Source organism: Dyadobacter sp. 22481 (assembly GCF_052044875.1).
Classification (GTDB): Bacteria; Bacteroidota; Bacteroidia; order Cytophagales; family Spirosomataceae; genus Dyadobacter; species Dyadobacter endophyticus.
Genome location: NZ_JBQENV010000002.1, coordinates 1,868,833 through 1,895,801, shown reverse-complemented (window position 1 = coordinate 1,895,801; position 26,969 = coordinate 1,868,833). Strand labels below are relative to the sequence as shown.

25 protein-coding genes are annotated in these 26,969 nt (G+C 50.6%); 17 read left to right on the top strand and 8 right to left on the bottom strand.

Features of this window, described 5'->3' with window-relative positions; translation table 11 throughout:
• Positions 1 to 132 precede the first annotated feature (132 nt).
• The 6 genes from ACTJJJ_RS18055 (at position 133) to ACTJJJ_RS18030 (ending at position 6,648) form a co-directional block, all read left to right on the top strand.
• On the top strand, positions 133 to 1,455 hold the full coding sequence (locus tag ACTJJJ_RS18055; protein WP_440702583.1) for a cytochrome ubiquinol oxidase subunit I: 1,323 nt from the start codon (positions 133 to 135) through the stop codon (positions 1,453 to 1,455).
• Positions 1,456 to 1,457: 2 nt separating this feature from the next.
• Complete coding sequence (locus tag ACTJJJ_RS18050) at positions 1,458 to 2,483, top strand: cytochrome d ubiquinol oxidase subunit II (RefSeq protein ID WP_440702582.1); 1,026 nt, start codon at positions 1,458 to 1,460, stop codon at positions 2,481 to 2,483.
• A 177-nt stretch (positions 2,484 to 2,660) separates the two neighbouring features.
• Positions 2,661 to 3,407 (top strand): LytR/AlgR family response regulator transcription factor, encoded by a 747-nt coding sequence (locus ACTJJJ_RS18045; RefSeq protein ID WP_188932694.1) that lies wholly within the window; start codon positions 2,661 to 2,663, stop codon positions 3,405 to 3,407.
• Positions 3,408 to 3,542: 135 nt separating this feature from the next.
• Entirely contained in the window at positions 3,543 to 4,796 is a 1,254-nt protein-coding gene (fucP, locus tag ACTJJJ_RS18040; protein WP_426293573.1) for an L-fucose:H+ symporter permease, read from the top strand.
• Between the two features lie 40 nt (positions 4,797 to 4,836).
• Positions 4,837 to 5,625, top strand: coding sequence for an SDR family oxidoreductase (locus ACTJJJ_RS18035; protein WP_440702581.1), 789 nt, complete (start codon positions 4,837 to 4,839; stop codon positions 5,623 to 5,625).
• A 9-nt stretch (positions 5,626 to 5,634) separates the two neighbouring features.
• Positions 5,635 to 6,648, top strand: coding sequence for a zinc-binding alcohol dehydrogenase family protein (locus ACTJJJ_RS18030; protein WP_440702580.1), 1,014 nt, complete (start codon positions 5,635 to 5,637; stop codon positions 6,646 to 6,648).
• Between the two features lie 11 nt (positions 6,649 to 6,659).
• Here ACTJJJ_RS18030 and ACTJJJ_RS18025 read toward each other — a convergent pair whose 3' ends face one another.
• The 7 genes from ACTJJJ_RS18025 to ACTJJJ_RS17995 all read right to left on the bottom strand — a co-directional run bounded on the left by ACTJJJ_RS18025 (position 6,660) and on the right by ACTJJJ_RS17995 (position 13,465).
• Positions 6,660 to 7,778: an ABC transporter permease gene (locus tag ACTJJJ_RS18025; protein ID WP_440702579.1), complete on the bottom strand. Its 1,119-nt coding sequence runs from the start codon at positions 7,776 to 7,778 to the stop codon at positions 6,660 to 6,662.
• Positions 7,775 to 8,881, bottom strand: a complete 1,107-nt coding sequence (locus ACTJJJ_RS18020; protein WP_440702578.1) for an ABC transporter permease — start codon at positions 8,879 to 8,881, stop codon at positions 7,775 to 7,777. The genes ACTJJJ_RS18025 and ACTJJJ_RS18020 overlap by 4 nt, the downstream gene beginning before the upstream one ends.
• Positions 8,882 to 8,883: 2 nt before the next feature.
• Positions 8,884 to 9,630 carry an ABC transporter ATP-binding protein gene (locus ACTJJJ_RS18015; protein ID WP_188932706.1) on the bottom strand — a complete coding sequence of 249 codons (747 nt, stop codon included), beginning with the start codon at positions 9,628 to 9,630 and terminating at the stop codon, positions 8,884 to 8,886.
• 13 nt (positions 9,631 to 9,643) lie between these two features.
• A complete protein-coding gene (locus tag ACTJJJ_RS18010; RefSeq protein ID WP_440702577.1) occupies positions 9,644 to 10,555 on the bottom strand; it encodes an ABC transporter ATP-binding protein in 912 nt (303 codons plus the stop codon).
• Positions 10,555 to 11,490 carry an HlyD family secretion protein gene (locus tag ACTJJJ_RS18005; protein WP_440702576.1) on the bottom strand — a complete coding sequence of 312 codons (936 nt, stop codon included), beginning with the start codon at positions 11,488 to 11,490 and terminating at the stop codon, positions 10,555 to 10,557. The genes ACTJJJ_RS18010 and ACTJJJ_RS18005 overlap by 1 nt, the downstream gene beginning before the upstream one ends.
• Before the next feature lie 18 nt (positions 11,491 to 11,508).
• Entirely contained in the window at positions 11,509 to 12,771 is a 1,263-nt protein-coding gene (locus tag ACTJJJ_RS18000) for a TolC family protein (RefSeq protein ID WP_440702575.1), read from the bottom strand.
• 82 nt (positions 12,772 to 12,853) lie between these two features.
• Positions 12,854 to 13,465, bottom strand: coding sequence for a TetR/AcrR family transcriptional regulator (locus tag ACTJJJ_RS17995; RefSeq protein WP_188932713.1), 612 nt, complete (start codon positions 13,463 to 13,465; stop codon positions 12,854 to 12,856).
• A gap of 222 nt (positions 13,466 to 13,687) precedes the next feature.
• Between ACTJJJ_RS17995 and ACTJJJ_RS17990 the strand changes: the two genes are divergently transcribed.
• The 11 genes from ACTJJJ_RS17990 to hslV all read left to right on the top strand — a co-directional run bounded on the left by ACTJJJ_RS17990 (position 13,688) and on the right by hslV (position 25,437).
• Positions 13,688 to 14,044, top strand: coding sequence for a hypothetical protein (locus tag ACTJJJ_RS17990; protein WP_188932714.1), 357 nt, complete (start codon positions 13,688 to 13,690; stop codon positions 14,042 to 14,044).
• Positions 14,045 to 14,049: 5 nt separating this feature from the next.
• Complete coding sequence (locus ACTJJJ_RS17985; protein WP_440702574.1) at positions 14,050 to 15,120, top strand: HTTM domain-containing protein; 1,071 nt, start codon at positions 14,050 to 14,052, stop codon at positions 15,118 to 15,120.
• A gap of 107 nt (positions 15,121 to 15,227) precedes the next feature.
• Positions 15,228 to 17,015: a translation elongation factor 4 gene (gene lepA, locus ACTJJJ_RS17980; protein WP_188932722.1), complete on the top strand. Its 1,788-nt coding sequence runs from the start codon at positions 15,228 to 15,230 to the stop codon at positions 17,013 to 17,015.
• A 10-nt stretch (positions 17,016 to 17,025) separates the two neighbouring features.
• Positions 17,026 to 18,714, top strand: coding sequence for a DUF6044 family protein (locus ACTJJJ_RS17975; RefSeq protein ID WP_440702573.1), 1,689 nt, complete (start codon positions 17,026 to 17,028; stop codon positions 18,712 to 18,714).
• 109 nt (positions 18,715 to 18,823) lie between these two features.
• Positions 18,824 to 19,555: a class I SAM-dependent methyltransferase gene (locus ACTJJJ_RS17970; protein WP_188932726.1), complete on the top strand. Its 732-nt coding sequence runs from the start codon at positions 18,824 to 18,826 to the stop codon at positions 19,553 to 19,555.
• Positions 19,552 to 20,346: a class I SAM-dependent methyltransferase gene (locus ACTJJJ_RS17965; RefSeq protein ID WP_188932728.1), complete on the top strand. Its 795-nt coding sequence runs from the start codon at positions 19,552 to 19,554 to the stop codon at positions 20,344 to 20,346. Before ACTJJJ_RS17970 ends, ACTJJJ_RS17965 begins: the two co-directional genes overlap by 4 nt.
• Positions 20,343 to 21,167 (top strand): aldolase/citrate lyase family protein, encoded by an 825-nt coding sequence (locus ACTJJJ_RS17960; protein WP_440702572.1) that lies wholly within the window; start codon positions 20,343 to 20,345, stop codon positions 21,165 to 21,167. The genes ACTJJJ_RS17965 and ACTJJJ_RS17960 overlap by 4 nt, the downstream gene beginning before the upstream one ends.
• Positions 21,164 to 22,108 carry a D-2-hydroxyacid dehydrogenase gene (locus tag ACTJJJ_RS17955; RefSeq protein ID WP_440702571.1) on the top strand — a complete coding sequence of 315 codons (945 nt, stop codon included), beginning with the start codon at positions 21,164 to 21,166 and terminating at the stop codon, positions 22,106 to 22,108. The genes ACTJJJ_RS17960 and ACTJJJ_RS17955 overlap by 4 nt, the downstream gene beginning before the upstream one ends.
• Positions 22,108 to 22,854 carry a glycosyltransferase family 2 protein gene (locus ACTJJJ_RS17950; protein ID WP_440702570.1) on the top strand — a complete coding sequence of 249 codons (747 nt, stop codon included), beginning with the start codon at positions 22,108 to 22,110 and terminating at the stop codon, positions 22,852 to 22,854. Before ACTJJJ_RS17955 ends, ACTJJJ_RS17950 begins: the two co-directional genes overlap by 1 nt.
• Before the next feature lie 232 nt (positions 22,855 to 23,086).
• On the top strand, positions 23,087 to 24,787 hold the full coding sequence (locus tag ACTJJJ_RS17945; protein ID WP_188932737.1) for a pyruvate dehydrogenase complex dihydrolipoamide acetyltransferase: 1,701 nt from the start codon (positions 23,087 to 23,089) through the stop codon (positions 24,785 to 24,787).
• Positions 24,788 to 24,894: 107 nt separating this feature from the next.
• A complete protein-coding gene (gene hslV, locus ACTJJJ_RS17940) occupies positions 24,895 to 25,437 on the top strand; it encodes an ATP-dependent protease subunit HslV (RefSeq protein WP_188932739.1) in 543 nt (180 codons plus the stop codon).
• A gap of 41 nt (positions 25,438 to 25,478) precedes the next feature.
• On the opposite strand, the gene dacB is transcribed toward hslV, so the two are convergent.
• Complete coding sequence (dacB, locus tag ACTJJJ_RS17935) at positions 25,479 to 26,957, bottom strand: D-alanyl-D-alanine carboxypeptidase/D-alanyl-D-alanine endopeptidase (RefSeq protein ID WP_440702569.1); 1,479 nt, start codon at positions 26,955 to 26,957, stop codon at positions 25,479 to 25,481.
• Positions 26,958 to 26,969 lie beyond the last annotated feature (12 nt).

The window sequence follows — 26,969 nt, the reverse complement described above, 5'->3', positions numbered from 1 at the left end:
AAAAAACCGCGAAAGCGTGATCATTTTGCGGGAAATGATGGTTGTTCTGGAAAGCGTTCGTTAGTTTTGAAATATCCTTTGGCAGGCTGTTCCTAACCCGGAAAACGGTATTTTTTCAGTAAATCTATTCCCATGAACGACTTCATAGCCGCCAGATCCCAAATGGCCCTCTCGCTGGGCTTTCACATTATATTTTCCTGTATCGGAATGGTCATGCCGTTCTTTATGGCCGTTGCCCATTACTACTATCTCAAAACCGGCCAAACGGTTTATAAAAACGTTACCCAGGCATGGAGCAAAGGTGTTGCCATTTTTTTCGCGACGGGCGCGGTATCGGGCACGGTGCTTTCGTTTGAGCTCGGGCTTTTATGGCCGGAGTTTATGAAACATGCCGGACCGATTTTCGGAATGCCGTTTTCCCTCGAAGGAACGGCATTTTTTATTGAAGCGATCGCACTTGGCTTCTTCCTCTACGGTTGGGACCGGTTCAATCCGTGGTTTCACTGGTTCACGGGTGTGGTCGTGGGTGTGAGCGGGCTCGCGTCGGGCATACTTGTGGTCGCTGCCAATGCATGGATGAACAGCCCGGCAGGTTTTGAATATATAAATGGTCAATACGTTAATATCGACCCTATTGCGGCGATGTTCAACGAGGCTTGGTTCTCCCAGGCATTGCACATGACGATCGCCGCATTCGCCGCCACCGGCTTTGCGGTTGCTGGCGTACACGCGCTCATGATCCTGCGCGGGAGCAATGTGGCTTTCCATACCAAATCCTTCACCATCGCGGCGGTCTTCGGCTGCGTGGCGGCGCTGGTGCAACCATTGAGCGGGGACATTTCTGCAAAGGACGTCGCCATTCGCCAGCCGGCCAAATTAGCAGCGATGGAAGCCCATTTTCACACCGAAAAATCGGCGTCGCTGATTGTAGGCGGTATCCCGAATGTGAAAGAGAAAAAGGTCGATTTCGCGCTCAAACTACCCGGATTCCTCAGTTTTCTGGCGCATGGCGATTTTAAATCTGAAGTTACCGGCCTCGACCGCATTCCGGAAGAAAATCATCCGCCCGTGGCAATAACCCATTACGCATTTCAGATCATGGTGGGGATGGGCATGGCGATGATGGCGGTTTCAGTACTCTACTTCGCAGCATTGTGGAAAAAACGAAAGTGGCTGCAAGAACCCTGGCTCCTCAAAATCTTTGCATTAGCGACGCCGCTCGGCTTTATCGCCGTAGAAGCCGGCTGGACCGTCACCGAAGTTGGCCGCCAGCCTTGGATCATATACGGCGTCATGCGGACCGCCGACGCCGTCACCCCTATGCCGGGCATTGCCTATTCATTTTACCTTTTTACCGCCATTTACGCCTCCCTGGCCGCATTTGTAGCTTTCATGCTTTACCGGCAGATTAAGATGGTTGGGAAGTTGTACGATGTTCAATCATTCAATCATTAAAAATGCTCTACATCGTCATCACATACCTCTGGGCGTCGATTCTACTTTACCTGCTGCTGGGCGGAGCGGATTTTGGTGCGGGGATTATCGAACTTTTTACCTCGCAAAAGAATAAGCAAGTCACCCGAAAGACGCTTTACTCGGCCATCGGGCCTATTTGGGAGGCTAATCACATGTGGCTCATTATTGCCATTGTGATCCTGTTTGTCGGTTTCCCCGTCATTTATTCGACCATGTCGGTGAATATGCACATCCCGCTCACCGTCATGCTGATCGGCATTATTGCACGCGGTACGGCATTCACGTTCCGGCATTACGATGCGGTTGTGGACGATATGCAGCATCTTTACAATTCCATATTCGCGATTTCCAGCTTCACGACGCCCCTTTTTCTGGGTATTATCGCAGGAAGCGCGGTTTCCGGGCGTATCGATCCGCAGGCCGATACCTTCGCCGACGCCTATATTTTCAGCTGGCTGCATTGGTTCGCCATCACGGTCGGGCTGTTTACGGTTTCAATATGCGGCTTTCTGGCGTCGGTTTACCTCATTGGCGAAACCCAGGTCGAGCACGAGCGGCTTCGCTTTGCGCACAAAGCGCAGTTTTTTAACATCGCCGCCGTGGTATGCGGCTCGCTGGTGTTTGCGGCGGCCTGGTTCGAACATATCCCGCTGTTCGACTGGGTATTCGGTAACTGGGTCGGGCGCATTGCCATTCTTTCGGCTACGCTCTCGCTTATCTGGATGTGGACGTTGCTTTACAAGGGAAAAATCGGCCTGCTAAGACCGCTGGCTGGTTTCCAGGTGACGATGATCCTCCTTACCACAACTTTCAAACACTTTCCCAACATCGTGATCCTGAAAGGCGGCGGCTATTTGTCCCTCACCGAACACGCCGGCCACGAAAAAACCATCGGAGCGCTGGGCTGGGCGCTGCTTTTGGGCAGTATTCTCATATTACCGGCCCTTTTCTACCTCATTTACAGCTTCCAGAAAAAGCCATTGTCTTACGGAGGCGAAACGCATTAGACCAACCTCCCTTACCAGTACGAAACAGGGTTCATTCGGCGCTCCCACTCCTTTCAATAACCGTTTGGTACCACACGGACATTGGAATGAGTTGGGTTGTGCCCATTATCATACTTTGTGAAAAAATCGCAGCCGAGTTAGCTGCCATTCACAAGGGATTTTAACACTATACCCACTATGATAAAAGCGCTGATCATCGACGACGAGCCACGAGCCCGTAATGTTTTGCACCAGTTTATCATCAGTTTCGCGCCCGAAATCTCGGAGGTACGAACTGCCGCATCGGTAGAAGAAGCCAAAGAAGTGCTGGAATTCTTTCAGCCAGACCTTGTTTTCCTCGACGTGGAAATGCCCCATCAGAACGGATTTGACTTCCTGCTGCTCCCCAACAATCCCGATTTCGATGTCATTTTCACCACGGCCCATAACCAGTACGCCATCCAGGCAATACGGTTCAGTGCGTTGGACTACCTGCTGAAACCCATTAATCCGGATGAACTCCGCGACGCGGTGAAACGGCATTTCACGAAAAGTGAGAGTTTCAAGCAACGCAAAATGCTCTTTGACAATCTCGCCGTGAACATCGACAAACGAGACATTAAAGATTTCCGCCTGGCGGTGCCTTCGAGTGAGGGGGTTTTCTTTTTTATGATACACGAAATCCTCCGCCTCGAAGCAGACCGCAACTACACGATCATCCACCTGATCAATAAACGGCCGTTTATCGCAAGCAAGACATTGAAACATTTCGAAGACATGCTGGATAAGTTCCGCTTTGTTCGAACACACAAATCCCACCTGGTCAATCTCGACCATATTATACGAATCAGCAACAACAACGAGTTCATTATCCTCTCGGATGGGTCGCGTATAGAGGTGTCGCGTAGGAAAAAAGATGAAGTCCAGCGTCAATTGAATATCTGAAAGCCGGGCTTCGCAAAACAATGTATTGGAATATTTTAGGAGGCAAGAAGCATTTCCCCCTAAAAAAATATTATTCCTTTGCATTGTTTTGTTTTACTTTACAGCCGTTCCTGAATCTACTAATATTTAACCTTTATGACCGATCGTAAGACGCGGCTGGCTGTCATCCTCATCACGTCACTGTTTTTTCTCTGGGGTTTTGCCCTCAATCTCAACCCAATCCTGATCCCGCATTTAAAAAAAGCCTGTCAGCTCAGCGACTTTCAATCCGCGCTGATCGATTCCGCCTCCTACATCGCCTACTTCCTGATCGCATTACCGGCCGGGCTTTTCATGAAAAAGTATGGATACAAGGCCGGTATCGCCTTTGGCCTATTACTTTTTGCCACCGGCTCATTTCTATTTTACCCAGCGGCCGAAATGCGGCATTTCGGATTCTTTTTATTCGCATTGTTTGTCATCGCAAGCGGGCTGACTATGCTTGAAACAGCTGCCAACCCGTACATTACTGTACTTGGCGACGCCGATTCCGCTACACAGCGGCTCAATTTTGCGCAGTCTTTCAATGGACTAGCGGCATTTCTGGCACCGTTAATGGGAGGAAAATTCATTCTTTCAGGCAAAACGCTTAGCGAAGCCGAGCACCAGGCCATGTCTCCCGACCAGCTGAATGCCTATCTGAATGAAGAAGCATCTTCGGTACAAATTCCGTTTATTCTCATCGGTTTGGTGGTGTTGCTCGTTGCCGTGATGATCTGGCGAACTTCTTTGCCGGAAATCAAGGAGGAAGAAGAAGTTGAACAAAAACCGAGCGGCTCCATCTGGGGCGAAAAAAACCTTATTCTGGGCACTACCGCCCAGTTCTTCTATGTGGGCGCGCAGGTATGCATCAGTAGCTTCTTCATCCGTTTCGCCGACCATGTGGCGGGTATTGATGAAAAAACGGCTGCCTACTTACTGTCGGGGGCATTGCTTGCATTCATGGTCGGCCGGTTCATTGGTACCTATCTGATGCGTTTCGTAGCGCCGCCGCGTTTGCTGGCCATTTATAGCATTGCCAACATTGTATTGCTCATCATTGCCGTGATTACAGATGGAATGTTCTCGGTTTACGCGCTGGTAGGCGTCGAATTTTTCATGTCGATCATGTTCCCGACCATATTCGCATTGAGTATCCGCGGATTGGGTGAAAAAACCAAAATTGGATCATCGCTGGTCATTATGTCGATCGTGGGCGGCGCTTTTTTCCCCGTGATTATGGGTCAGGTGTCGGATATTTCGTCCATTCAAACGGCTTACATAGTCCCTGCGGTGTGTTTCCTTGTAGTATTATACTTCGCGATCCGTAACAGCTCGGTGAAGAGCGTGACATTGGGCACTTCGCATTAATAGGAAAGCAATTCATTTATAAGCATTTATTAAATTAATAATGGATTTAAAACTTCAAAATAAGGTAATCGTCGTGACTGGCGGGGCGAAAGGTATTGGCGAGGGAATCGTGCAAGTGCTGGCATCAGAAGGCGCAATACCGGTGATCGTCGGCAGAAATGCAGCAGACAACCAAAAAGTAGTTGACGCGCTGGCGGCGCAAGGAAAAGAATCATTTCAGGTAGCGGCTGAGCTTACCCGCCCCGAAGAGTCGGAAAAAGCGGTGAATGCGGTGCTCGAAAAATATGGCCGGATCGACGGTCTGATCAATAATGCAGGGGTAAATGATGGTGTAGGGCTTGAAAACGGCACGTATGACGGCTTTATCGCTTCACTGCACAAGAATGTGGTACATTACTACCTGATGGCGCATTATGCATTGCCGGCATTGAAGATTTCCAAAGGTTCCATCGTTAATATCAGTTCAAAAACGGCCGATACCGGCCAGGGCGGAACCTCCGCTTATGCTGCTTCCAATGGCGGACGCAATGCATTGACACGCGAATGGGCCGTGGAATTACTGAAATATGGCATCCGCGTGAATTCGGTGATTGTAGCCGAATGCTGGACGCCGCTTTATGAAAAATGGATTGAAACCCTACCCAATCCGCAGGAAAAACTGGCATCGATCACGGCGAATATTCCATTGGAAAACCGCATGACAACAGCCGAGGAAATCGCTAACATGACTGTTTTCCTACTTTCTGAAAAATCCAGTCACACTACCGGGCAGCTTATTTACGTCGACGGCGGGTATGTCCACCTCGACCGTGCGCTGGCCAATTCCTGATAACGATCAATGGAAATACTCGTTTGTACCACACCCGGCTCATTCTCCTACGAACAGGCCGATGCGCCCGTAGCGACACCAGGCCATAGTATACTGAAAATCAAAAGAATAGGTATTTGCGGAACCGACTTGCACGCCTTCGAGGGAACCCAACCTTTCTTTAATTATCCAAGAATCCTCGGTCACGAGCTGGCCGGGGAGATCGTCGAAACCGACGCGCCGGGTTTTGTGAAGGGCGAGGCGGTAACGTTTGTTCCCTACTTCAATTGCGGCAAATGTGTGGCCTGCCGCAATGGCAAGCCCAACTGCTGTACCACCCTGAAAGTATCGGGCGTGCATATCGACGGCGGGATGGTGGAGTACCTGTCTGTCCCCTCCTACTCGCTCGTGCACGGCGATGGCCTGAGCTTCGACGAGCTTGCGCTGGTGGAACCGCTTGCGATAGGCGCCCATGGCGTGCGCCGTGCGGATGTACGCAAGGACGAGTTCGTGCTCGTGGTAGGTGCCGGCCCCATCGGACTTGGTGCGATGGAATTTGCCCGCATTGCCGGCGGCAAGGTTATCGCGCTGGATATCAACGACCAGCGTCTTGCATTTTGCCGCGATCGCATTGGTGTGGAGCATACCATTAACGGACTGACGGAAAAAGTTACCGAACGCCTGGCCGAAATCACCAACGGCGATATGCCGACAACCGTCATCGACGCAACAGGCAACCTGCGGGCCATTAATACGGCATTCGCTTACCTCGCGCACGGTGGCAAATATGTGCTGGTAGGCCTGCAAAAAGGTGAAATCGCATTCAGCCATCCCGAATTCCACAAACGGGAAGCGACATTGATGAGCAGCCGCAACGCAACCCGCGCCGATTTCGAACATGTGATCCACAGCATGAAAAACGGGTTGGTTGACCCAAAAACATACATCACCCACCGCGTCGCATTCGGGCAGGTGAAGGATGAATTCGAAAGTTGGCTCGACCCGGCGAATGGGGTTATCAAGGCGATGGTGGAGCTGGATTGACCAACGATCCCCTAATTCGTTTTTTTGTAGTTCAAAATGGCCCAGCCGTTCAGTACGACGGCCATTAATGATACTATTCCTACATGGGGCAGGACATCGATGAAACTGCTGCCTTTGAGAATGACCATCCGCATCACCTCGATCATATAACGCACCGGATTGACGCGCGTGATCAGCTTGGCCCACTCGGGCATGCTGTCGATCGAAGTGAACAGACCGCCCAGCAGTATGAAAAGCATCATAAAAAAGAACATGATGAACATGGCCTGCTGCTGGGTGTCGCAAAACGTCGATACGAGTAAACCGAAACCTAAAACGGCCAGTAAATACACCGAAATAAAGGCGTAGAGCGTCAGCAAACTCCCTACCGGCACGATCCCGTACATAAACCGCGCCACGAGCAGCCCTATTGTGAAAACGATATTGGCCAGCACCCAGAAGGGAATCAGTTTACCCAAAATAAATATGTGCTTCTTAATTGGCGTCACGTTGATTTGCTCAATCGTTCCTATCTCCTTTTCCCTGACAATATTTAATGCCGACAAAAAGCCTCCCACCATCGTTACGAGGATGGCAAGAATGCCGGGCACGATAAATACCTTATAATTCAAAACCGGGTTGAACCAGTTTGAAGCTACCACCTCGATCACGGGAAACTGACTCTGCCGCGGCGGGGTGACGAGCTGCATGCGAACGTCCGCATTAAAATCGCCGATAATGCTGCCCAGATACGAACCGCCGAGACTGGCCTTCGTACCATTGATGGCATTCACAGCCACAAAAAGCTGCTCGTGGTCTTCACGGATCAGGTTTCTTTCAAAATGATGCGGGATTTCGAGGATCAAATCCGCTTTGTCGGCTTCAATAAGTCCGAACGCCTCTTTGAACGACGCATTGTAGCCCGTAAGCCGGAAATAGCCCGATGCCACGATCTTCGAGATCAGTTTCTGCGAATAGGGCGATTTATCGTGGTCGACAACCGATAAATTGATGTTCCTCACCTCATAATCGGCGGCGAGCGGCATGAGTATCAGCTGCACCATCGGCATGAAAAAGATCATCGCTACGATGGCTTTGTCCCTAAAAATCTGCCGGAATTCTTTGCGTAACAAAAATCGTAATATCCTCATTGCAAACGGATTTTAAAGCTTTTCAAACTCACAAGCAATAGAAACAGGGTCATTCCCAGCAAAATCAGCGTTTCTTTCCAAAGCGCAGTGATTCCTAACCCTTTGATCATTATCGACTTTACGATAATGTAAAACCATTTGGAGGGAACGATGTTCGAGATGATCTGCAACGGTATGGGCATATTTTCGATCGGGAACAGAAAGCCGCTGAACATCATCGTCGGAAGCAGCATACCCATCAATGAAATGAGCATCGCTATTTGTTGGGAATCTGTTTTAATGGATATAAAAATACCCAGTGCCAAACAAGTGATGATGAACAATGTGCTTTCGGCAAACAGCAGCACAACGCTCCCTTTCACAGGCAAATCGAGCACAAAAACGCTTAGCAGCAATATCGCCGTCACATTCACCAGCGACAATGCGAGGTAGGGGAATGCTTTCGCAAAAATCACCAGCACCGGTTTGAACGGTGATACGAGTAGGATTTCCATGGTGCCGGACTCTTTTTCACGCACGATGGAAATAGCAGTCATCATCACCGAAACAAGCAATAGCACCAGTGCCATCACGCCCGGCACGAAGCCGTGCGCACCTTTGAGCTGAGGATTATAGAGCATGCGGACTTCCGGCGTAATGCGGTAAGGGATTTCCAGATTTTGGTTGATCTGATTCTGATAATCCACGATGATCGACGACAGGTAATTCGTGATCATATTCGCAGTATTCACATCGGTGGCATCGGTAATGATCTGAACCTGGGCCTTGTTCTGATGAAGCAGGTCCTCATTAAAATCTGCCGGAAATACCACCACCGCCTTGATTTTCCCCGTCTGAAAAGCGCCCAATATTTCACTGTGGCTCAGTGCTGCCTGCCGGATGTTGAAATACCGGCTGGAACCGATCTTCGTCAGCAACTCCTGCGAAGCATTATCTCTGGCATAATCAACGACCAAGATTTCGGAGTCTTTCACCTCGTTGGTCAATGCGAAACCGAAGATCAATATCTGCGCGATGGGCATTCCAAAGAGAATCAGCAGCGTGCGCCGGTCGCGCAGCACGTGGTAAAATTCCTTTCTGACAAATGCGAGAAATTGTTTCATGGCTAATCCCCTCTTTTTGCGCCGCGCGCAAGTTGGTAAAATACTTCGTCCATCGACCGCGCGCGAAAGCTGCTTTTCAGGTTGGTAGGCGTGTCGAGGACCTCCATTCTGCCATCCACCATAATGGATATACGGTTGCAATACTCGGCCTCATCCATATAATGCGTGGTCACGAAAACGGTAATGCCGCTGTCGGCCGCCTGGTAAATCATATCCCAAAACTGCCGCCGCGTCACCGGGTCTACCCCGCCGGTAGGCTCGTCGAGAAATACGATTTTCGGCTCGTGCAGTACGGCTACGGAAAAAGACAGCTTCTGTTTCCAGCCCAAAGGCAAGGACCCTACGAGCTTGTTGGCTTCGGTTTTCAAGCCCAGCCTTTGGAGCAGCTCCTCGGTTTTGGATTGAATACGCTCATCGGAAAGGCCGTAAATGCCTCCGAAAAACTCGATATTTTCCCGTACCGTCAGGTTTTCATAAAGCGAAAATTTCTGGCTCATGTAACCGATATTCTTCTTGATCTGCTCGGTTTGCGTGTACACATCGTAACCTGCGATAGTCGCTTTGCCCGAACTGGGCGACGAAAGGCCGCAGAGCATCCGCATGGCGGTGGTTTTCCCGGCGCCATTCGCGCCGAGGAAGCCGAAAATCTCCCCTCTGTGAACGTCGAATGTAATTTCATTGGTGGCTATAAAATCTCCGAACCGCTTGGTGAGCTTTTCGCAGACAATCACTTTGTCGTCCTGCATCATGGCTATGACGGTTTTAATGTAATAATTTAATAAATGAATCCTCGATCGTCACCTCGGCGTCCTTCACTTCCACGCCCGTGAGGCCGTGTTCGCGCAGGTAGGCCTGCAGTGCGTGCGTATCCGTGTGTGCGTCGCGAAACGTGGCGTGTGCGTACTCGCCAAATGCGTAGCTGTTCAGAATGCCCGGGTGGCCTTCCAGGACTTTCAGCAGCTTATACATTTCATTGGCTTTAATGGCCAGCAGCCGGTCGGGATAGGTATTTACAATGTTTTGCGGCGTGTCGATCGACAGTATTTTGCCGCTCTGGATCAATGCAATGCGGTCGCAGAGCGAAGCTTCGTCCATGTATGGCGTCGAAACGAGAATCGTAATATGCTGCTCCTTCAGTCTTCTGAGCATTTCCCAAAACTCCTTCCGCGAAACCGGGTCGACGCCCGTTGTAGGCTCGTCGAGAAACAGCGTGGTCGGTTTATGGATCAATGCGCAGCACAATGCGAGTTTCTGCTTCATACCGCCCGACAGCTTTCCCGCCCGCCGGTTTTTGAACGGCTCGATCTGCACGTAAATGTCTTTGATCAAATGGTAGTTCTCGTCTATCGTCGTACCGAAAACGGTGGCGAAGAAATGCAGGTTTTCTTCAATGGTAAGATCCTGATACAGTGAGAACTTACCGGGCATATACCCTACCGAACTACGTATGGCCCTGAAATCCTGCACAATGTCATGCCCGTCTACGTGCGCGGAACCGCCATCCGGCAGGAGCAGCGTGGTGAGCATCCTAAAAATGCTCGTCTTGCCCGCCCCGTCCGGCCCTATCAACCCAAAAAGCTCGCCCTGGTTTACGGAAAACGATACATTGTCTACCGCCACGGTCTTCTCTTTGCCGTAGGTTTTGGTCAGATTTTTGACAACAACCGCTTCCATTATCTCAGCGCTACTTCACCGTACATGCCTATTTTCAGATATCCGTCATTCTTCACCCTGATCTTCACGGCGTACACCAGGTTGGCGCGCTCGTCTTTTGTCTGGATGGTTTTGGGAGTAAATTCCGCCTTATTGCTGATCCACTCGATAATGCCCGGCAGCTGGCGGTATTGACTGTCGGTACTGTCTACCAGCACTTTAACTTGCTGATTCAGCTTGATGCCCGTCAGTTGATCACCAGTAACATAAGCACGGAGGATGATTGTCGACAAGTCGGCGATTTTATACAATGGCTTGCCCGCGGCTGTCACTTCGTTGGCCTCGGCATATTTGGTAAGCACAGTGCCATTCACTTCGTTAACAATCCTCGACTTCGAGATCTGGTCATTAATCTGCTCGATCTGAACAACTAATGGCTGTACATCTGCCCGTAAGCCGGAAGTTTGCGTCTTCAAAACCGAGGTTTGCGCGGCGTCTTGTTTACGTATTACATCCAGTTGCTTTTGCAGCTCCTCGACCTGCGCATTAATATCGTCGAGTTGTTTCGGCGTCGCGGCATCGGCTTTCAGCAGATTTTGGACCCGTTTCTGCTCGTGGAGCAGGTTGTCGAGGCGTACTTGCGAAACCGCGATCTGCTGTTTGTAAACATTTGTCTGCGCTACAATGTCAGGTACGCGGCTTCCCGTGGCCCTAATCTGTGCTTCAAGTTGCTTTCGGCGCAGCGAAAGTTGTAAACTATCGATGTAACCTACCATCTGCCCGGCTTTTAACTGCTGGCCTTCTTGCAGGTCCAGCGCCATAATGCGACCCGTCGCCTCGGCGGACACGATCGTTTCTACGGCCTCGAAAGTGCCGGAAGCGTCATAAAGGTTCTTTTTTCCATCGCATGCCGCTACCGCCACGGCCAATAGGATCAGATAAGAATATGTTTTCATGTGTTTGTATTTAAATGCTTATTCGATGTCGCTTCCCAGGGTGTTGTCGAGGTTATATTCCGACATCAGCAGCTGTATGCCATGCAGGATCTTGTTCTGCCGCGCCTGATCTTCTGCATTCACCTCGCGCAGGAAATCGTTGGTATTGATCACGCCGTTTTCGAGCTGTGCCGCCGAGCTGGTCTTAATGCTTTCCCGGAGCATAATTATCTCGTCATCGGTCCTCAGCAATTGCCGGAAACGATCGAGTTCTGCATTTTGCTGCCTGGCTACGAGGTTGGTGTTGAAAAGAAATGTCTCTTTTTGGAGCTGAATGGCTTCCCGGTTGTTCCGTATCAGTTCACGGTCTTTCTTCAAAGTATACAACCCTGAAAGTGACCAGTTAAGCCGCACACCGGTAATGTAATACGGGTCAAAGCCGTTGCTGAGAATGTTCAGTGCCGGCCTGCCGTAACCTCCCTGGAAGAAAAAGTGGAGTTTCGGGCGATTGCGAACGTCGATCAGCTGCGATTGAATATCCAGACTGCGGTTCTGGGCATCGTAAAGTTTCAGCTCCGGGCGGTTAATGTCCCTCCCAGTTACCAATTCCACCGGCTTTTCCAGCATAGCCGAATCCCCCATCGGCTGCCCCGTCAGCAAACCCAGCATTTCCAGGTAAGCTTTCCGGCTGGCATTCAGGTCGATGGTACGCTGGTCGGCTTTCAACAGTTCCGCTTTCAGGGTATTAGCATTGCTTTTGAATGCAGTGCCATTGGCTACGAGCGCCTGTACCTTTTGGATCCCCAGGTTAATATCTTTTTTCAGCAACTCGCTCTGTATCAACTGCTCTTCCAGCATTAAAACTCCAAAAAACAGTTGGTTGACCCGCTCATTCAGCTTATAAAGTTCCACTTCCAGCTTCTGTAACTCCACCTGCGCATTCGCTTCGTGCGAGCGTACCTGTGTGCGGATGCTGCCACCGTCGTAGATAGTCTGGTTCACCTCACCATAAACCTTGTACTGATCCTTATTAATGGTCGGAAATTCCACGCCAGGGATCGACACAGGCAGTTTAAACTCCGTCACCGCCGACTGGTACGTAGCCTGTCCCTGCACTGTGAGTTGCGGCAGATATCCCTTTGCCGCATTGGCCACCGAATAATCGCGTGTCTTTTCGATCAGTCCTTGCTGGCGGATCATCGGATAGTTCTTCCGCGCGAGCCGATAAGCCTCCCCGATCGTCAGCGGTTTGGTCTGCGCCAGCAGTTGCGCCGTCGGGAACGCCAAACAGCTGATTATCATTATTATTTTCAATCCATTAATCATTTTATTTATTCGTTTTATTTAATCATTTGATTAATTTATGGGTAAAAAAATAGGGCTGTTAACCATGATCCAGCATGAGCTTCATCCAGACCGGGATGAGTTTCTTGCGCTGCTCCATCAGTTGCCGGTATTGTTCCTCATTCCCCAGAATCGGTTGCAGAACCGGTTTAGCGACAAATGGAAACAGGTTCATTCCCAGCAAATTCATCAAAAAATGAAACGGATTAATATCGCTCCTGCGCTCCGCGATTTGTTTCACAAAAACGGATTCTTTCAAAAGCTTCGGCGCTTGCAGGCGGTTGGAAAGCTGATCAGGGTTGTTGCGGATCTCGCTGAGCACGAAAATCGGCAAGTCCGGATGTTCGAGAAGCATATCGATGTAGTTCTCCGTGATCTTTTCCAGCTTTCCCTCCAATGTAGTCGACGCATCATTCAGGATCGGCGCCAGCACGCCGAACAGCTTGTCGATCCGATCCGCCATGACGATCTGGAAAAGCTTTTCCTTGCTGCGGAAATAATAGTTCAGCAACGCCAGGTTAATGCCCGCTTCCTCCGCAATGTCCCTCGTACGTGCATTGCCGTACCCCTTCTTAGTAAATACAATGCTCGCCGCCTCTTTGATCTTTTCCTCCGTGCTCAGATCCAACTCCGCTTTTTTCACTTTCGCCATTAGCCAATTTACTTTTGATGCGTCAAAGATAAAGGCGATTTTCGGTTTAACCAAAATATTTAATCAAATGATTAAATATTTTGGTTAACACATTCAAAAAACTTACTCTATTTACAATTTCCAATCAACCGTTTTTTTTGCCGGTCCATTTTTTTCTTAACTTTTACAAAAAAACGATTACCCCGTGACAGCGATGTGATTTTGTAAATTTACCAGGCACCAGTGACCTCCCTATTCCTCCGAAAATGGCTTCCAGGGCTGCTTTTTTTGTCGGCTCAGGTTATTAACACGCTGTACGAACTTACGCAAGACACCCGGACACTCTCCTGGGCGCCGCATACCACGCAGGTATTTTACCGGATCGAAGCCTTTGACAATGGGCTGACTTGGGAAAGAAAGGCCGTCGAAGCACGTTACGGGATAGCCCAAGCCCACTGGGAGGCCCATGCGCCGGGCAATTTACTGCGACTGGTTGCATCGGTCGAAGCAAAAACGCCTGGCGGTCCCGATAGCGTCAGAATCTCCTATCGGCGCAATGCGGCGCCGGAACGAACTTATTTGTGGAAAGCCAGCCGTTAACGCCTATGCGTCACCTCAATCCTTTCTATGTTACCGGAAAGGCCATCGTTCCCGAACTCGTGCTGGCGGTGAGACTATTGGCCGTGTACCTGCTATTAACCCGGGAATCCCCTTTCTACGGCATCCAGGGTGGCGGCAGGTTCTATCCTGTCTTTGACCTGGTCGACCAGCTGGGCACCGACGAGCAGTTCAATATGACCGTCAGGTTGTTGTTCCTGACCGGCATCGGCCTGCTCCTATTTTCCCGCTTTGTACGGCTTGGTGCACTGTTTGCAGGCCTGGCGTTTGTTGCCGGGCCGATTTCCTGTCAAATATGCATTTCCGTAGCCCACCTTTTTACCGGTTGTATTTTCCTTTGCACTGCACTCAGCAACCACGTCACCGGGACCGACATTATTCGGTTCCAACTAGTCGTGCTCTACATCGGCGCCGATCTGAACAAGATATCCGACGCCGATTGGTGGACTGGCGCCAGCATCGAAACGCTTCTTGTGACCAAGCACCATATAGCGCACTACATGCGTGCTGCCAGCCTTTTTAGCCCCGGTTTTTTATCCCAAATGACCGGTATAGGGGTAATTGTACTGCAAATGGGCATCCCGGTCCTTCTGCTCAAACGCAGGACAATCGTTTATGCAATGCTGCTGGCTGTGGCCTTGCATTTGCCTATGGTGGTGTTAATGCGCATGACATTCGGGCCCTTTCTTTTCGCGCTTGTTGCAGCCTATGGTTCACTGCTTGGGTGGCCGAAGCATTTGGTTTGCGACAGTCGGTTGCACAGCAGCCTGCTCGTCAAATGGTTGCGACGGCTGGATTTTAATGGACAGGTGAGTCTCTGTGCAGGTAGCGAAAGGGGCTCACCCATGCGCTGGCTAAGAACCGTACTCCACTTTTTGCCTCATCCCGCCATCCTGCTATTACTGACCATCCTAACCGCCGCCATGGTCAATTACGGCAAATTACGGCCTCTGACAATGCTGACGATCGCGACATTCACGCTCCACGTCTGGCCACAGCGAAAGGACACCGGAAGGGTACCCCGCCTGGGAGCTGATGGGCAGGCTTCTCATTTTTAGTTTGAACTTCTGTTTGAAAACATCTTGAAATATTAATTACCCTCGTAATTTTGTGGTTGCTTTGACCTGAACTATATATTCAAAGCATTTGAATAGGAACTACCTTCATGAAGAAAATCCGTAATTTTTGCATTATTGCCCATATTGACCACGGGAAAAGTACCCTGGCGGACCGTCTGCTGGAATTTACAAAAACTGTATCGCAGCGCGAAATGCAAGCGCAATTGCTCGATAATATGGATCTGGAACGTGAACGCGGCATTACCATCAAGAGCCACGCGATCCAGATGAACTACATTTATAAAGGAGAAGAATATATACTGAACCTGATCGACACCCCGGGGCACGTGGACTTTTCCTACGAGGTATCCCGCTCGATCGCCGCCTGCGAGGGCGCGTTGCTGCTCGTGGACGCCTCACAAGGTACCGAAGCACAAACGATCTCCAACCTTTACCTGGCGATCAATCACGATCTGGTAATTATCCCCGTTTTAAACAAAATCGACCTTCCCGGGGCTATGCCCGAGGAGATTAAGGATGAAATGGTGGATCTGCTGGGCTGCGAGCGGGCAGATATTATCCCTGCCAGCGGTAAGGAAGGGATCGGTATCGAAGATATCCTGAATGCAATCGTGGAGCGTATTCCTGCCCCTGTCGGCAACCCGGAAGGACCGCTGCAAGCGCTGATCTTCGACTCGGTTTTCAACTCCTACCGGGGTATCGAAGTTATCTTCCGAGTGAAAAACGGCAGTATCAGGAAGGGCGACAGGGTTAAGTTCATGGCGACCGGCAAGGAATACATCGCCGACGAAATCGGTACGCTCGGTTTGCAGCAAATACCCAAACAAGTGGTGGAATGCGGCGACGTAGGTTACCTGATTTCCGGTATCAAGGTTGCCAAAGAAGTGAAGGTGGGTGATACTTTTACGCATATCGACCGTCCTGCGAGCGAAGCGATCGTGGGTTTCTCCGAGGTTAAACCCATGGTTTTTGCAGGCATTTACCCTGTGGACACGAGCGAGTTCGAAGAGCTTCGCGAGGCTATGGAAAAGCTGCAACTGAACGATGCGGCATTGGTTTGGGAACCCGAAACGTCGGCGGCACTTGGTTTCGGTTTCCGTTGCGGATTCCTTGGAATGCTGCATATGGAGATTGTCCAGGAACGCCTGGAGCGCGAATTCGATATGACCGTGATTACGACGGTGCCATCGGTACAGTTCCGCGTTTTGACTACCAAAGACAAGCTGCTCAATATCAGCGCTCCTTCGGAAATGCCGGAGCCTAACCATATTAAATACATCGAGGAACCTTATATCAACGCGCAGATCATCACCAAATCGGACTACATCGGCCCGATCCTGAACCTGTGTATGGACAAGCGGGGTATTCTTAAAAACCAAATATACCTTACTTCCGAGCGCGTGGAGCTGCAATTCGTGATCCCGCTCGCCGAAGTAGTATTTGACTTTTTTGACAAACTCAAAACTATATCAAGAGGTTACGCTTCGCTCGACTACGAACTGGCAGGTTACCAGGAGTCGGATATGGTGAAACTTGACGTGATGCTGAATGGCGAAGCGGTGGATGCATTGTCGGCCATCGTGCACCGTTCGAAGTCCTATGAATGGGGCAAAAAGCTTTGCGAAAAACTCCGCGAACTGATCCCGCGGCAAATGTTCGAGATCGCTATCCAGGCGGCCATCGGTCAGAAAATCATTGCCCGCGAGACCGTAAAAGCCATGCGAAAAGACGTTTTGGCCAAATGTTACGGGGGTGATATTTCCCGTAAGCGCAAGCTCCTCGAAAAACAGAAGAAAGGTAAGAAACGGATGCGCCAGGTGGGTAATGTAGAAATCCCCCAGGAAGCATTTATGGCTGTTTTGAAGATCAACTAATCATAATTTCATGGGCGCGAAATACCGGCAATATTGCCTTCCAGGGATGTTGTCGGTATTTTTTCTTTATCATGCGCCTGTCATTTTTCTGGGCCAGCGCGCATTTTTCAACGCGTTCGATTCGCTGGACTCCTTTGTCGTTTGGTACCGGGTCGTTACACGTCAGGGTTATGCCTGGGCTCCCCCTTACGCCATAGTAGAACCCTTCCTGGGCGGAGTTCCAAAGTTTACGCTGGTAACTTCCTATAACATTTATTATTGGTTAAACCTCGTTCTGCCGACCTTCGAGGCTTACCAGTTCTACATCATATTTATCAGTGCTTTTGCGCTGATCGGTATGTGGCTGCTTTGCAGGCACCACCTTGCGCTAAATGAGTGGGCATCAGCCTTTCTGGCACTTTCATTTGCATTCACGCCTTTTTTACCCACCTGGGGCCTTAGCATTGCCGGGCAACCGTTATTGCTCTTTGCCCTTCTCAATATCCGTAACGGCAAACCTGCCAAATGGAACTGGCTGATCGTTGGCGCATTTCCGTTTACGTCCAATTTCCAGTCGGCAGGTGTTTTCATTCTTTTCGCGTTGGGCGCTCTGATAGCGCATGACATGGTATTGAAGTTACCATATCGCCGCCTGTTACTTGCTTTCTGCGTTTTGTTAGCGGTTTATATCGTAACGAAAATAGATCTGGTCCATAATCTCCTGGGAGGCGAGGGCTTTGAATCGCACCGAATGGAAATGCGTCGGTTCCCGGCTTCCCGTTTGAAAGTATTTGCAAGATATTTTTTGCTGGGCAACGTCGATGTTGCATTGTCGCTGCACACATTTGTGCTGCTGCCGCTCGTCTGCACAGCCTTCACAATCTTTGTTATACGCGAAAAGCGTCTCCCCAAAGGCCTGACCGGCACCTTGGCCGCCATCACACTAATTTGCCTGTACATAGCCGCATTACAATGCGAATTTATTGTAAACCTGCGCAATCAATCAGACCTGCTGCGGATGTTTAGTATGGACAGGTTTCATATTTTCCTGCAATTGCTGTGGCACATCGCTGCCGCACAAGCAATCCTTCTCATTTCAACCCGCTATCGTAATCGCGTTATTGCCGTCGTCGCCTTTGCGCAGCTTATCGTCTGCTTTGCCTACCAGCCTACTTATTACGAGCGGCTCATAAAGCCATTCGTGAAGATTGTGCCCTACCATTATATCTTTACATACGAAGATTACTATGCAGAACGCATGTTCGGCGAAATTAAATCGTACATTAAAAAACCGGTGCAATCTTACCGCGTGGCGAGTATTGGCATGCCTCCCGCAATTGCTCAATACAACGGGATGTGGACCATCGATGGCTATTCCAGTAATTACCCTCTTTCCTATAAGAGGAAATTCAGGAAGATCATCGCAGCAGAACTTGAAAAAAGCGATGGTAATCGGGGGTTCTTTGACTTTTGGGGTAGTTTGTGCGCGATCTTGTACGACCAGGGACTTTCCTACTATGAACCGTATATTACCCGCGGCACGGCGCCACTTACCCGCAATATCGTCCTTTCGCACCAGGCTTTGAAAGGCATGCATTGCGACTACATTTTATCAACCGAAAACATTCTCAACCCCGAAAAATCGGGTTTGAAAAAGCTGGCGATATTCAGCTCCACGATTTGGCGCGTCAATTTGTACGAAGTTACTAGCAGTCAATGACGTGCGCCTAACCGTTATTTTTGACAGCCGATAGAAAAGTCGATGCCTGCCGGTTGCTCACTAGGGACATTTTTGCGTATATTCACCACCAAAAGGAACCCCATTGTTTATGAGCATCGTCGTCTCCAATATCAAATTCCACAACAACCAGCAACTCGACTACTTCGGGCAGAAAATCAAAAAAACGATGATCCCGGTTTCTTCGCCTTATGTGCGCAGGCATGTAAAAGAGGTGATCGACTTTGCGGGGATCAAAAAATCCGACCGGATCATCGATGTGGCCTGTGGTATGGGGAAATACACCCTGAATTTCCTCGCGCAGGGTTACCGGGTGGAAGGGCTCGATCTCTCACCCTTTCTGTTGCAGCAGTTGTTGGTGTACAACGACAACAAGTTTCCCGTAAAGCTCCATGCCGCCGACATTCTGGATGCACCTGAGGAGCTCAACGACCAGTTCGATGTGGTGATGGGCTTCATGGCTTTGCATCATTTCCACAGCTTACACGCTTGCTTCCAGGCCATGTACCGGATAGCGAAACCAGGCGGAAAACTGGTGTTTCTCGAACCAAACGCATACAACCCGCTCTATTACCTTCAAATTGCGCTGACGCCAGGGATGTCGTGGGAGGGAGATAAAGGAGTGGCGGACATGACCAAAAAGAAGCTGTTCGACGCGATGGATTACGCCGGTTGGAAGAATTTAAAAATTAAAAGATTTGGCTTTTACCCGCCTTTCCTGTCCAATACGGCATTAGGCCAGAAAAGTGAACCTGTCCTCGAAAAAATTCCGGGATTGAACACGTTTCTGCCTTTCCAGATCATCACAGCGGAAAAAAGATGATAGGAGAAAAAAGAGAGAAGTGGCTTGTTTCCTATCCCGACGACGGGAATTCGGTGTGCTTTGAGATGGAAGACATGTCGTTCTGGTATCAGCACCGGAATGAATGCCTTGTAGCCACCATGAAGGCCAACGCTTTTCCCAAAGAATTTCTCGATATCGGCGGTGGAAACGGCATTACCGCGTTGGCCATGCAAAACGCAGGCTACGAAGTAACGTTGGTGGAACCCTACCCCAGCGGAATCGAAAACGCAAAGAAAAGAGGGATACGGTCGACGATTCAAAGCACGCTGGAAGAATATGTGGTGCAAGGAATTGGAACGGCCCCCGCGGCTGGATTCTTCGACGTAATGGAACATATTGAAGACGACAAGTCTTTCCTCAACAATATCAACCGGCTACTTACCCCTGACGGACAAATCATGCTGACCGTACCCGCTTTCCAGAGCTTATGGTCCGAAAACGACGTTCAGCTCGGGCATTTCAGGCGCTATACACTCGCACAGCTTTCCGGCCGGCTTGCAGAAGCGGGTTTCAAGGTTACCTATGCCACCTATTTCTTTTCGCTCGTGTGGGCACCCATGTGGTTTGCGCGGGTATTACCGGAAAAATTCGGGATTAAAAAAGATAACACCCCGAACAAAAAACGGAACGAGCATATGGCCGGTCGCCCAACCACTGCGCGTTTACTGAGACGTTTGCTCGGCTGGGAGATAAATGCCATTCGAAGCAAAACAAAAATCCCTTTTGGTACCAGCTGCCTGATCGTTGCACAGAAAACAAGAGCCTTGTGAATCAAAATTTACCCGTTACCAACCATTTTCAGCTCTTTTTATTCTCGAATGACCCGACGGTCGTCCGAACGGCCATCGCGGCAGGCGTGGACGGGATCATTGTCGACTGGGAAAATCAGGGGAAGAAGCTCAGGCAGGAAAACTTTGATACGCAGGTCAATTACGACACCTACGAAGACCTCTGCCGGATACGCGAAGTGACGCCGGAAGGCAAACTCATATGCAGGATCAACGGTTTCTCAGTTGAATATACACAGGAAGAAGTAGAGCTCGCGCTGCGTGCCGGTGCCGATGAAATTTTTCTCCCGATGGTCCGGACCGTTGCCGAGGCGCGCGACACGCTGCAAATGATCAACGGGCGGGCCGGGTTCAATATACTGATTGAAACGACCTCGGCCCTCGACTGCTTGGCAGAACTCGGCAAACTGCCGCTCCGCCGGGCTTATATCGGGCTGAACGACCTCCATATTCAACAAAACAGCAGGAACATTTTCGTTCCGCTTATGAACGAAACAGTAACCGACATCCGCAGACATTTCGAAATACCGCTCGGCGCCGGCGGTGTGACCTACCCGCCCAACGGCTTCCCTATCGCCAGCAAATACCTGATTAACGAATACGCCCGCCTGGGTATCGATTTCAGCTTTCTCCGGCGAACTTTCATCAAAGACCACGTCAACCACAGTATGGAGCACATGGTGTACCACATCAGGAACGCCTACGACGAAGCCCGCAGGCGATCGCACGAACAAGTGTCCGCAGATTTCCGGGCATTCCGCGAGCAAGTCGAAAGCTGGACCACCAATCCGCATCACGCATGATCCTTTTGATGTATGAACCGGTACCAGCACATTTGCAGCGCCTGCAAAAAGCCGCACCGGATCGCGAAATAGCAATTGCACACTCACTGGAAGAAGCCTACCGACTGATCGAAAAGGCCGAAATAGTTTTGGGTAACCGCTATTTCATTCAGAGTCTGCCGTTTGCAGAAAGGCTTCGCTGGATGCAGTCCAATTCTGTGGGTGTGGATATCATACTGGAAGAAAAGCAGCGGCTTCTCGACAAAGGCATTATCCTTACCTGCGCCCGTGGCGTATATGACGCAGAGCTGGCCGAGCACACCGTCACATTGCTCCTCACGCTGTTCCGCGGTATTCATCTGCTTCGGGACGAACAGCGGGAACGCTCCTGGCAGCGGCACAGGTTGCGCACGTTAAACGGCAGTCGCTGCCTGATCCTGGGATGGGGCAGCCTCGCCCAGGCGATCGCACGGTTGATCACCGCTCTGGGAGGCCGCGTTTCGGCGGTAAGGAATAGTCCCGACGATTCGGTTGACCATGGTATCGCCCTGTTCGGGCAGCAAAACTGGCAGTCGCAATTACCCGAAACAGATGTATTGATCAATTGCCTCCCTAAAACCGTGGAAACGCGGCACTTTGTAAACAGCCATGTCCTGGATCAACTTCCCCACGACGCATTTGTGGTCAACATCGGCAGGGGCGGAACGCTCGATGACCAGGCATTGCTGGAAAGGGTACAAGCGGGTCGTTTGGCAGGGGCCGCCCTGGATGTGTTCGAAGAAGAGCCATTGCCCCTTTCCCACCCGATGTGGTCCGAGCCGAGGATCATGATCACCCCACACGTAGGCCGCAGCCTCGAAGGGCCTGAATACAAGTGGCAATCTCTATTTGAAGAGAACCTCGCACGCTATGTGCGCGGGGAAACGCTGTTGAATATCGTCAATTATGAAAAGGGTTATTGATGCTCAGTATCGTTATTCCCGTATATAAAAGTGCTTCGACACTCGTGGCTTTGCACGAGCGGATCACCCACGTGGCAGCATCGCTCTCTATTCCGTGCGAGGTCGTGTATGTCAACGATGCTTCTCCCGACCATTCACTGGCCATTCTGCGCGAACTTCCGGCCAGCATTTCTTTTCATATTGTTAATTTGAAAAAGAATACCGGCCAAAGCAATGCGCTGATAGCCGGCATGACATTCGCCAGAGGAGAACTCATCGCCACGATGGACGCCGATTTACAGGACGAGCCGGAAAACCTGGCAGCGATGATCGGGGCGATGAAGCCGGGCATTGACGTTGTTTTTGCAAAACGGCAAGGGCAATATGAATCGCCCGGGCGACTGCTTACTTCCTTTCTTTTCAAAGGTATGGTGCATTGGTTTTCGGCCAGGAAAATACCGATGAATGCCGGCTTGTTTATGGTGCTGCGAAGCGACGCTACTGCCGGTTTTATCCCCTATTTACCACATTACCCCTATCTGATCGGCCTGATCGCCAAAACCGGCTTGCGATGTGCGACAGTAACGGTGGAGCGGCAAGGCAATGCCTTTGGTGAGACCTCATATACATTCCGGAAGCGGTTGCGCGTCGCAAGGAGTTTTTTTCGGACGCTTCGCCTCCCATCTCCAAAATCACATCAGGAAGCTGCCGGATGGCTTAATTCACATCTTTTGGCCGATCATTCATATATCGCCGGAAAACATTGAAAGCGTCCTTTTGGTATGGCGTTTCGCCCGCCGAATCCTGATAAACCTACTACAAATACCTATACAACACTGATTATCAAGCATTACAAGAAAGGTTCCTACCCAAAAACGGGAACGCACCGATAGCAGGGGGCAATTTTATAATGTCAAACACCTCTCCTATTCACCTTTTATTGTAATTTTGACCAAAGTCTGAATTTCGACCAAGAACAAAAATACCTTAACAAGCGATATGGCAGAAGTAATTCGTATGCCCAAGATGAGCGACACCATGGAAGAAGGTGTTATCGCGGAATGGCACAAAAAAGTAGGTGATAAAATTAAATCCGGTGAAGTGATTGCTGAGGTGGAAACCGACAAGGCAACCATGGACCTTGAATCTTACTGGGACGGTACCCTTCTTTATATAGGCGTTAAAAAAGGCGACGCAGTACCTATCGATGGCGTTATGGCGATCGTTGGCGCCGAGGGTGAGGATTACCAGTCGCTGCTTGATGGTGCCAGCAACGGAAATGGCGCTCCGTCTGCCGGAGCTCCGAAGGAAGCCCCCGCTGTGGCAGCCAACGCCGCGGCAGCCCCCGCTGTTGAAACAGTCACTCCCGCAACAGCTGCGAAACCTGCTTCGGCAGCCGCTGCTACCGAGAAAATCAATGCTGCGGTAGTCCGCATGCCGAAAATGAGCGATACCATGGAAGAAGGGACGCTGGTTTCATGGCAGAAAAAAGTAGGCGATAAAGTAAAATCAGGCGATATCCTGGCCGAAGTCGAAACCGACAAGGCTACAATGGAACTGGAAGCATACGAAGACGGTACGCTGCTTTATGTAGGCATTAAAGAAGGCGACGCGGTTCCTGTTGACGCGATCATCGCAGTAATAGGTGAAGAAGGCGCTAATGTGGAAGGCTTACTTGCACGTGAAAACGGCGAGGCTCCTGCAGAGGCGGCCGCTCCATCGGCACAAGCGGCACCAACGCCGGCTGTGAATGGTTCCGAGAAAGCCGTTTCAGTGGCAGATTCCGGCGACCGCGTAAAAGCATCCCCATTGGCAAAACGCCTGGCCGACGAAAAAGGCATTAACCTGAGCGAAGTTGCCGGAAGCGGCGACAACGGACGCATCGTAAAACGCGATGTGGACGAGTTCAAACCAGCAGCCCAGGCATCGGCTACCTCTGCTGCTCAGCCTGCACCCGCTGCCAAAGCAGAACCGGCTCCCGCAGTGGGAGCTCCTGCACAAGCGGCACCAGCCTCCGGCGATTTCGTCGACACGCCAATTTCGCAAATGCGTAAAACCATCGCGCGCCGCCTGAGCGAAAGCTTGTTCACTGCGCCTCACTTCTACGTGACGATGGAAATCACTATGGACAAAGCGATGGCATTGCGCCCGCAGCTGAATGAAGTGGCTACTGCCAAGATTTCGTTCAACGACATGGTGATCAAAGCCTGCGCCATAGCATTGAAGCAACATCCTGCCGTGAACTCCGCATGGCTGGGCGACAAAATCAGAAAATACAATTATGTCAATATTGGCGTCGCGGTAGCGGTAGACGAAGGTCTGCTCGTGCCTGTGATCCGTGAGGCTGATAAGAAAACGCTTTCTGCCATTTCGGGTGAGGTAAAAGACCTGGCTGGCAAAGCGAAAGATAAAAAACTGCAACCGAAAGACTGGGAAGGCAACACATTCTCGGTATCCAACCTGGGTATGTTCGGTGTAGACGAGTTTACAGCGATCATCAACCCGCCGGATTCTTGTATCCTCGCGATCGGTACGATCAAAAAAGTAGCTGCTTTCAAGGAAGATGGAACGGTTTACCCGACCAACATCATGAAAGTAACGCTTTCGGCTGACCACCGCGTGGTAGACGGCGCAACCGCAGCACAATTCCTGCTGACAGTGAAAAAGCTGTTGGAAGAGCCAATGAGCATGCTGGTTTAAGCAAAACACAAATACATGAAAAAGTGTCAGGCCCGCAAGGTCTGGCACTTTTGTTTTCAAAGGGTTTTTGTTTCAAACGCGACTAACATTTGCATTAAAATATCAATATGGAGAAAATACACGCTACTACCGTCCTCGGGGTACTACACAACGGAACTGTCGCCCTGGGCGCGGACGGTCAGGCTACAATGGGCAACACGGTTGCCAAGAGCAATGTCAAAAAGATCCGGACGCTGCAAGGCGGCAAAATCCTGGTCGGCTTTGCCGGTTCGACGGCCGATGCATTTACATTGCTGGATCGTTTTGAGGAGAAACTGAATGGCTACGGCGGCAATATGAAACGTGCCGCCATTGAACTGGCCAAGGACTGGCGTACGGACCGCTATCTGCGCAAGCTGGAAGCCATGATGATTACAGCCAATAAGGATGAAATCCTGGTTATCTCAGGAACCGGCGATGTTTTGGAGCCGGAGAACGGCATTGCATCAATTGGTTCGGGCGGGAACTTTGCATTATCGGCAGCACAGGCGTTGAAGAAACATGCTGCGCATTTGAGTGCCGAGGAAATGGTGCGGGAAGGGCTGACAATCGCGGCCGACCTTTGCATTTATACCAACCATAATCTGGTGATCGAGAAAGTGGTTCAGTAGTGAAACGAATGGCGCGAAGCTCTGGCTTCGCGCTATCCTACTCACAACTCCGCCATCAGCGTCATCAGCTTCACTAGCGAATCAGAAATCACCCGGTTACTCCCCGGCACGTATTTATTCGCAATGATCGTAAAGCTCAGCAACGCGCCCGATTTTGCGTTCACATAACCTGCAAACGCCCGTGTGCCTTCAATAGACCCGCTCTTCGCGTGCACATTGCCCGCCGCGCGCGAGCCTTTCCCCAGATTACGGACAGTCCCGTTTTGCCCCAGCGTGGCAATGCTTTGGTAAAAATCCTTAAAACTGACATCCCTATTCGTCAGATTCAAAATATCAGTCAGGCTACCCGCGGTAATGGAGCCGGAGGGCGACAAGCCGCTCCCGTCTTTGATATAAAAACCCCGCAAATCGGCTCCCCTCCCCGACCAGTAGCCTGTAATGGCCGTAGCGGCGGTGTCAAACCCGGAACTGCCTGAAAGCCGCTTGCCAGACTGCTTGAAAAAGGCATCTGCAAAGAGGTTAATGCTCCAAAAATTGGCTTGCTGGCACAGTTCGCGCAATGGCGGCGATTTGTATTCGTCGATGATCTTCTTCGGATTCGTTGTCATAACGATAGAACTTCCGTCAAGCTGATCGGCTTCCGCCACCACCACGCCATTCCCCGATAATGAATTTTTCAATGCGTAGGCCGTGTACCATGCGGGGTCCGGGATGGAGCCTTTGACCGTAAAAACTGCATTACCAGCCGGTACAGTGCCGGTAAGCAGCACATTATTCCCGAGTGGGCTACTGTAAATGATCGTTTTGTCGCCCGAGCCGCGTTCGCCGGTGGTGACCTGGTTGGTAAAGGACAAATACGGAATCGCAGGCTCAGTACCGAGCACCGTTGTAGGATCTCCGGGATCGGCGCCAGGCTTGAATTTAATGCGATAGAGGTTTTCATTGAAGTTGAGTCCCTGCACACCGGCGCCGTAGTAATTGCCCATATCGCCCCAAATCCAAGTGCTGGCGATGGCTTCTTTATCGAAAAACGAAGCGTCGGCGATGACCTTCCCTTTGATGTATTTGATACCCGTCCGCTTCACGGCGGCCACCCACCGGCTGATCATTTCCGGGGCCGTTGGATAACCTTTGAACCGGTCGCTTCCGAGTGACGGATCCCCCGTACCGTGAATATAAAGGTTACCCGCGAGCGTATCCCCGCGAAGGGTGCCGTCGTATTCGAGGAAAGTCTGGAATTTAAAATCACCGCCAAAAAGCGCAAGGACCGTTGCGGTGGAGACGAGTTTTAATGTAGACGCTGAAGGCAACGAACGCTCCGCATTCAATGCAAATACTTTTGTGCCGTCCTTTACGGCCTTGACACTCACTGCCAGCGAGCCGCTGCGCATGAATTCGCTGTTTTGCAGTTCGAGCACGACATCGCTGAAACGCACCAGCCCCGTACTATCGATGGTTTGCGCCGACACCATGCAGCCCGTCAGGAGTATACAAAAGAAAAGAAGGGTGGTTCTCATCATATTAAATATTCG

What these genes read in the sequence shown, in the direction of transcription:
- ACTJJJ_RS18000 (WP_440702575.1), bottom strand. Translation starts at nt 12,771, where the DNA reads ATGATAATCAGCTGTTTGGCGTTCCCGACGGCGCAACTGCTGGCGCAG.
- ACTJJJ_RS17970 (WP_188932726.1), top strand. Translation starts at nt 18,824, where the DNA reads ATGAGCATCGTCGTCTCCAATATCAAATTCCACAACAACCAGCAACTC.
- ACTJJJ_RS18020 (WP_440702578.1), bottom strand. Translation starts at nt 8,881, where the DNA reads ATGAAACAATTTCTCGCATTTGTCAGAAAGGAATTTTACCACGTGCTG.
- ACTJJJ_RS17965 (WP_188932728.1), top strand. Translation starts at nt 19,552, where the DNA reads ATGATAGGAGAAAAAAGAGAGAAGTGGCTTGTTTCCTATCCCGACGAC.
- hslV (WP_188932739.1), top strand. Translation starts at nt 24,895, where the DNA reads ATGGAGAAAATACACGCTACTACCGTCCTCGGGGTACTACACAACGGA.
- ACTJJJ_RS18030 (WP_440702580.1), top strand. Translation starts at nt 5,635, where the DNA reads ATGGAAATACTCGTTTGTACCACACCCGGCTCATTCTCCTACGAACAG.
- ACTJJJ_RS17945 (WP_188932737.1), top strand. Translation starts at nt 23,087, where the DNA reads ATGGCAGAAGTAATTCGTATGCCCAAGATGAGCGACACCATGGAAGAA.
- ACTJJJ_RS18045 (WP_188932694.1), top strand. Translation starts at nt 2,661, where the DNA reads ATGATAAAAGCGCTGATCATCGACGACGAGCCACGAGCCCGTAATGTT.
- lepA (WP_188932722.1), top strand. Translation starts at nt 15,228, where the DNA reads ATGAAGAAAATCCGTAATTTTTGCATTATTGCCCATATTGACCACGGG.
- ACTJJJ_RS18025 (WP_440702579.1), bottom strand. Translation starts at nt 7,778, where the DNA reads ATGAGGATATTACGATTTTTGTTACGCAAAGAATTCCGGCAGATTTTT.
- ACTJJJ_RS18015 (WP_188932706.1), bottom strand. Translation starts at nt 9,630, where the DNA reads ATGATGCAGGACGACAAAGTGATTGTCTGCGAAAAGCTCACCAAGCGG.
- ACTJJJ_RS18050 (WP_440702582.1), top strand. Translation starts at nt 1,458, where the DNA reads ATGCTCTACATCGTCATCACATACCTCTGGGCGTCGATTCTACTTTAC.
- ACTJJJ_RS17955 (WP_440702571.1), top strand. Translation starts at nt 21,164, where the DNA reads ATGATCCTTTTGATGTATGAACCGGTACCAGCACATTTGCAGCGCCTG.
- fucP (WP_426293573.1), top strand. Translation starts at nt 3,543, where the DNA reads ATGACCGATCGTAAGACGCGGCTGGCTGTCATCCTCATCACGTCACTG.
- dacB (WP_440702569.1), bottom strand. Translation starts at nt 26,957, where the DNA reads ATGATGAGAACCACCCTTCTTTTCTTTTGTATACTCCTGACGGGCTGC.
- ACTJJJ_RS17995 (WP_188932713.1), bottom strand. Translation starts at nt 13,465, where the DNA reads ATGGCGAAAGTGAAAAAAGCGGAGTTGGATCTGAGCACGGAGGAAAAG.
- ACTJJJ_RS17950 (WP_440702570.1), top strand. Translation starts at nt 22,108, where the DNA reads ATGCTCAGTATCGTTATTCCCGTATATAAAAGTGCTTCGACACTCGTG.
- ACTJJJ_RS18010 (WP_440702577.1), bottom strand. Translation starts at nt 10,555, where the DNA reads ATGGAAGCGGTTGTTGTCAAAAATCTGACCAAAACCTACGGCAAAGAG.
- ACTJJJ_RS17985 (WP_440702574.1), top strand. Translation starts at nt 14,050, where the DNA reads ATGCGTCACCTCAATCCTTTCTATGTTACCGGAAAGGCCATCGTTCCC.
- ACTJJJ_RS18055 (WP_440702583.1), top strand. Translation starts at nt 133, where the DNA reads ATGAACGACTTCATAGCCGCCAGATCCCAAATGGCCCTCTCGCTGGGC.
- ACTJJJ_RS18035 (WP_440702581.1), top strand. Translation starts at nt 4,837, where the DNA reads ATGGATTTAAAACTTCAAAATAAGGTAATCGTCGTGACTGGCGGGGCG.
- ACTJJJ_RS17975 (WP_440702573.1), top strand. Translation starts at nt 17,026, where the DNA reads ATGGGCGCGAAATACCGGCAATATTGCCTTCCAGGGATGTTGTCGGTA.
- ACTJJJ_RS18005 (WP_440702576.1), bottom strand. Translation starts at nt 11,490, where the DNA reads ATGAAAACATATTCTTATCTGATCCTATTGGCCGTGGCGGTAGCGGCA.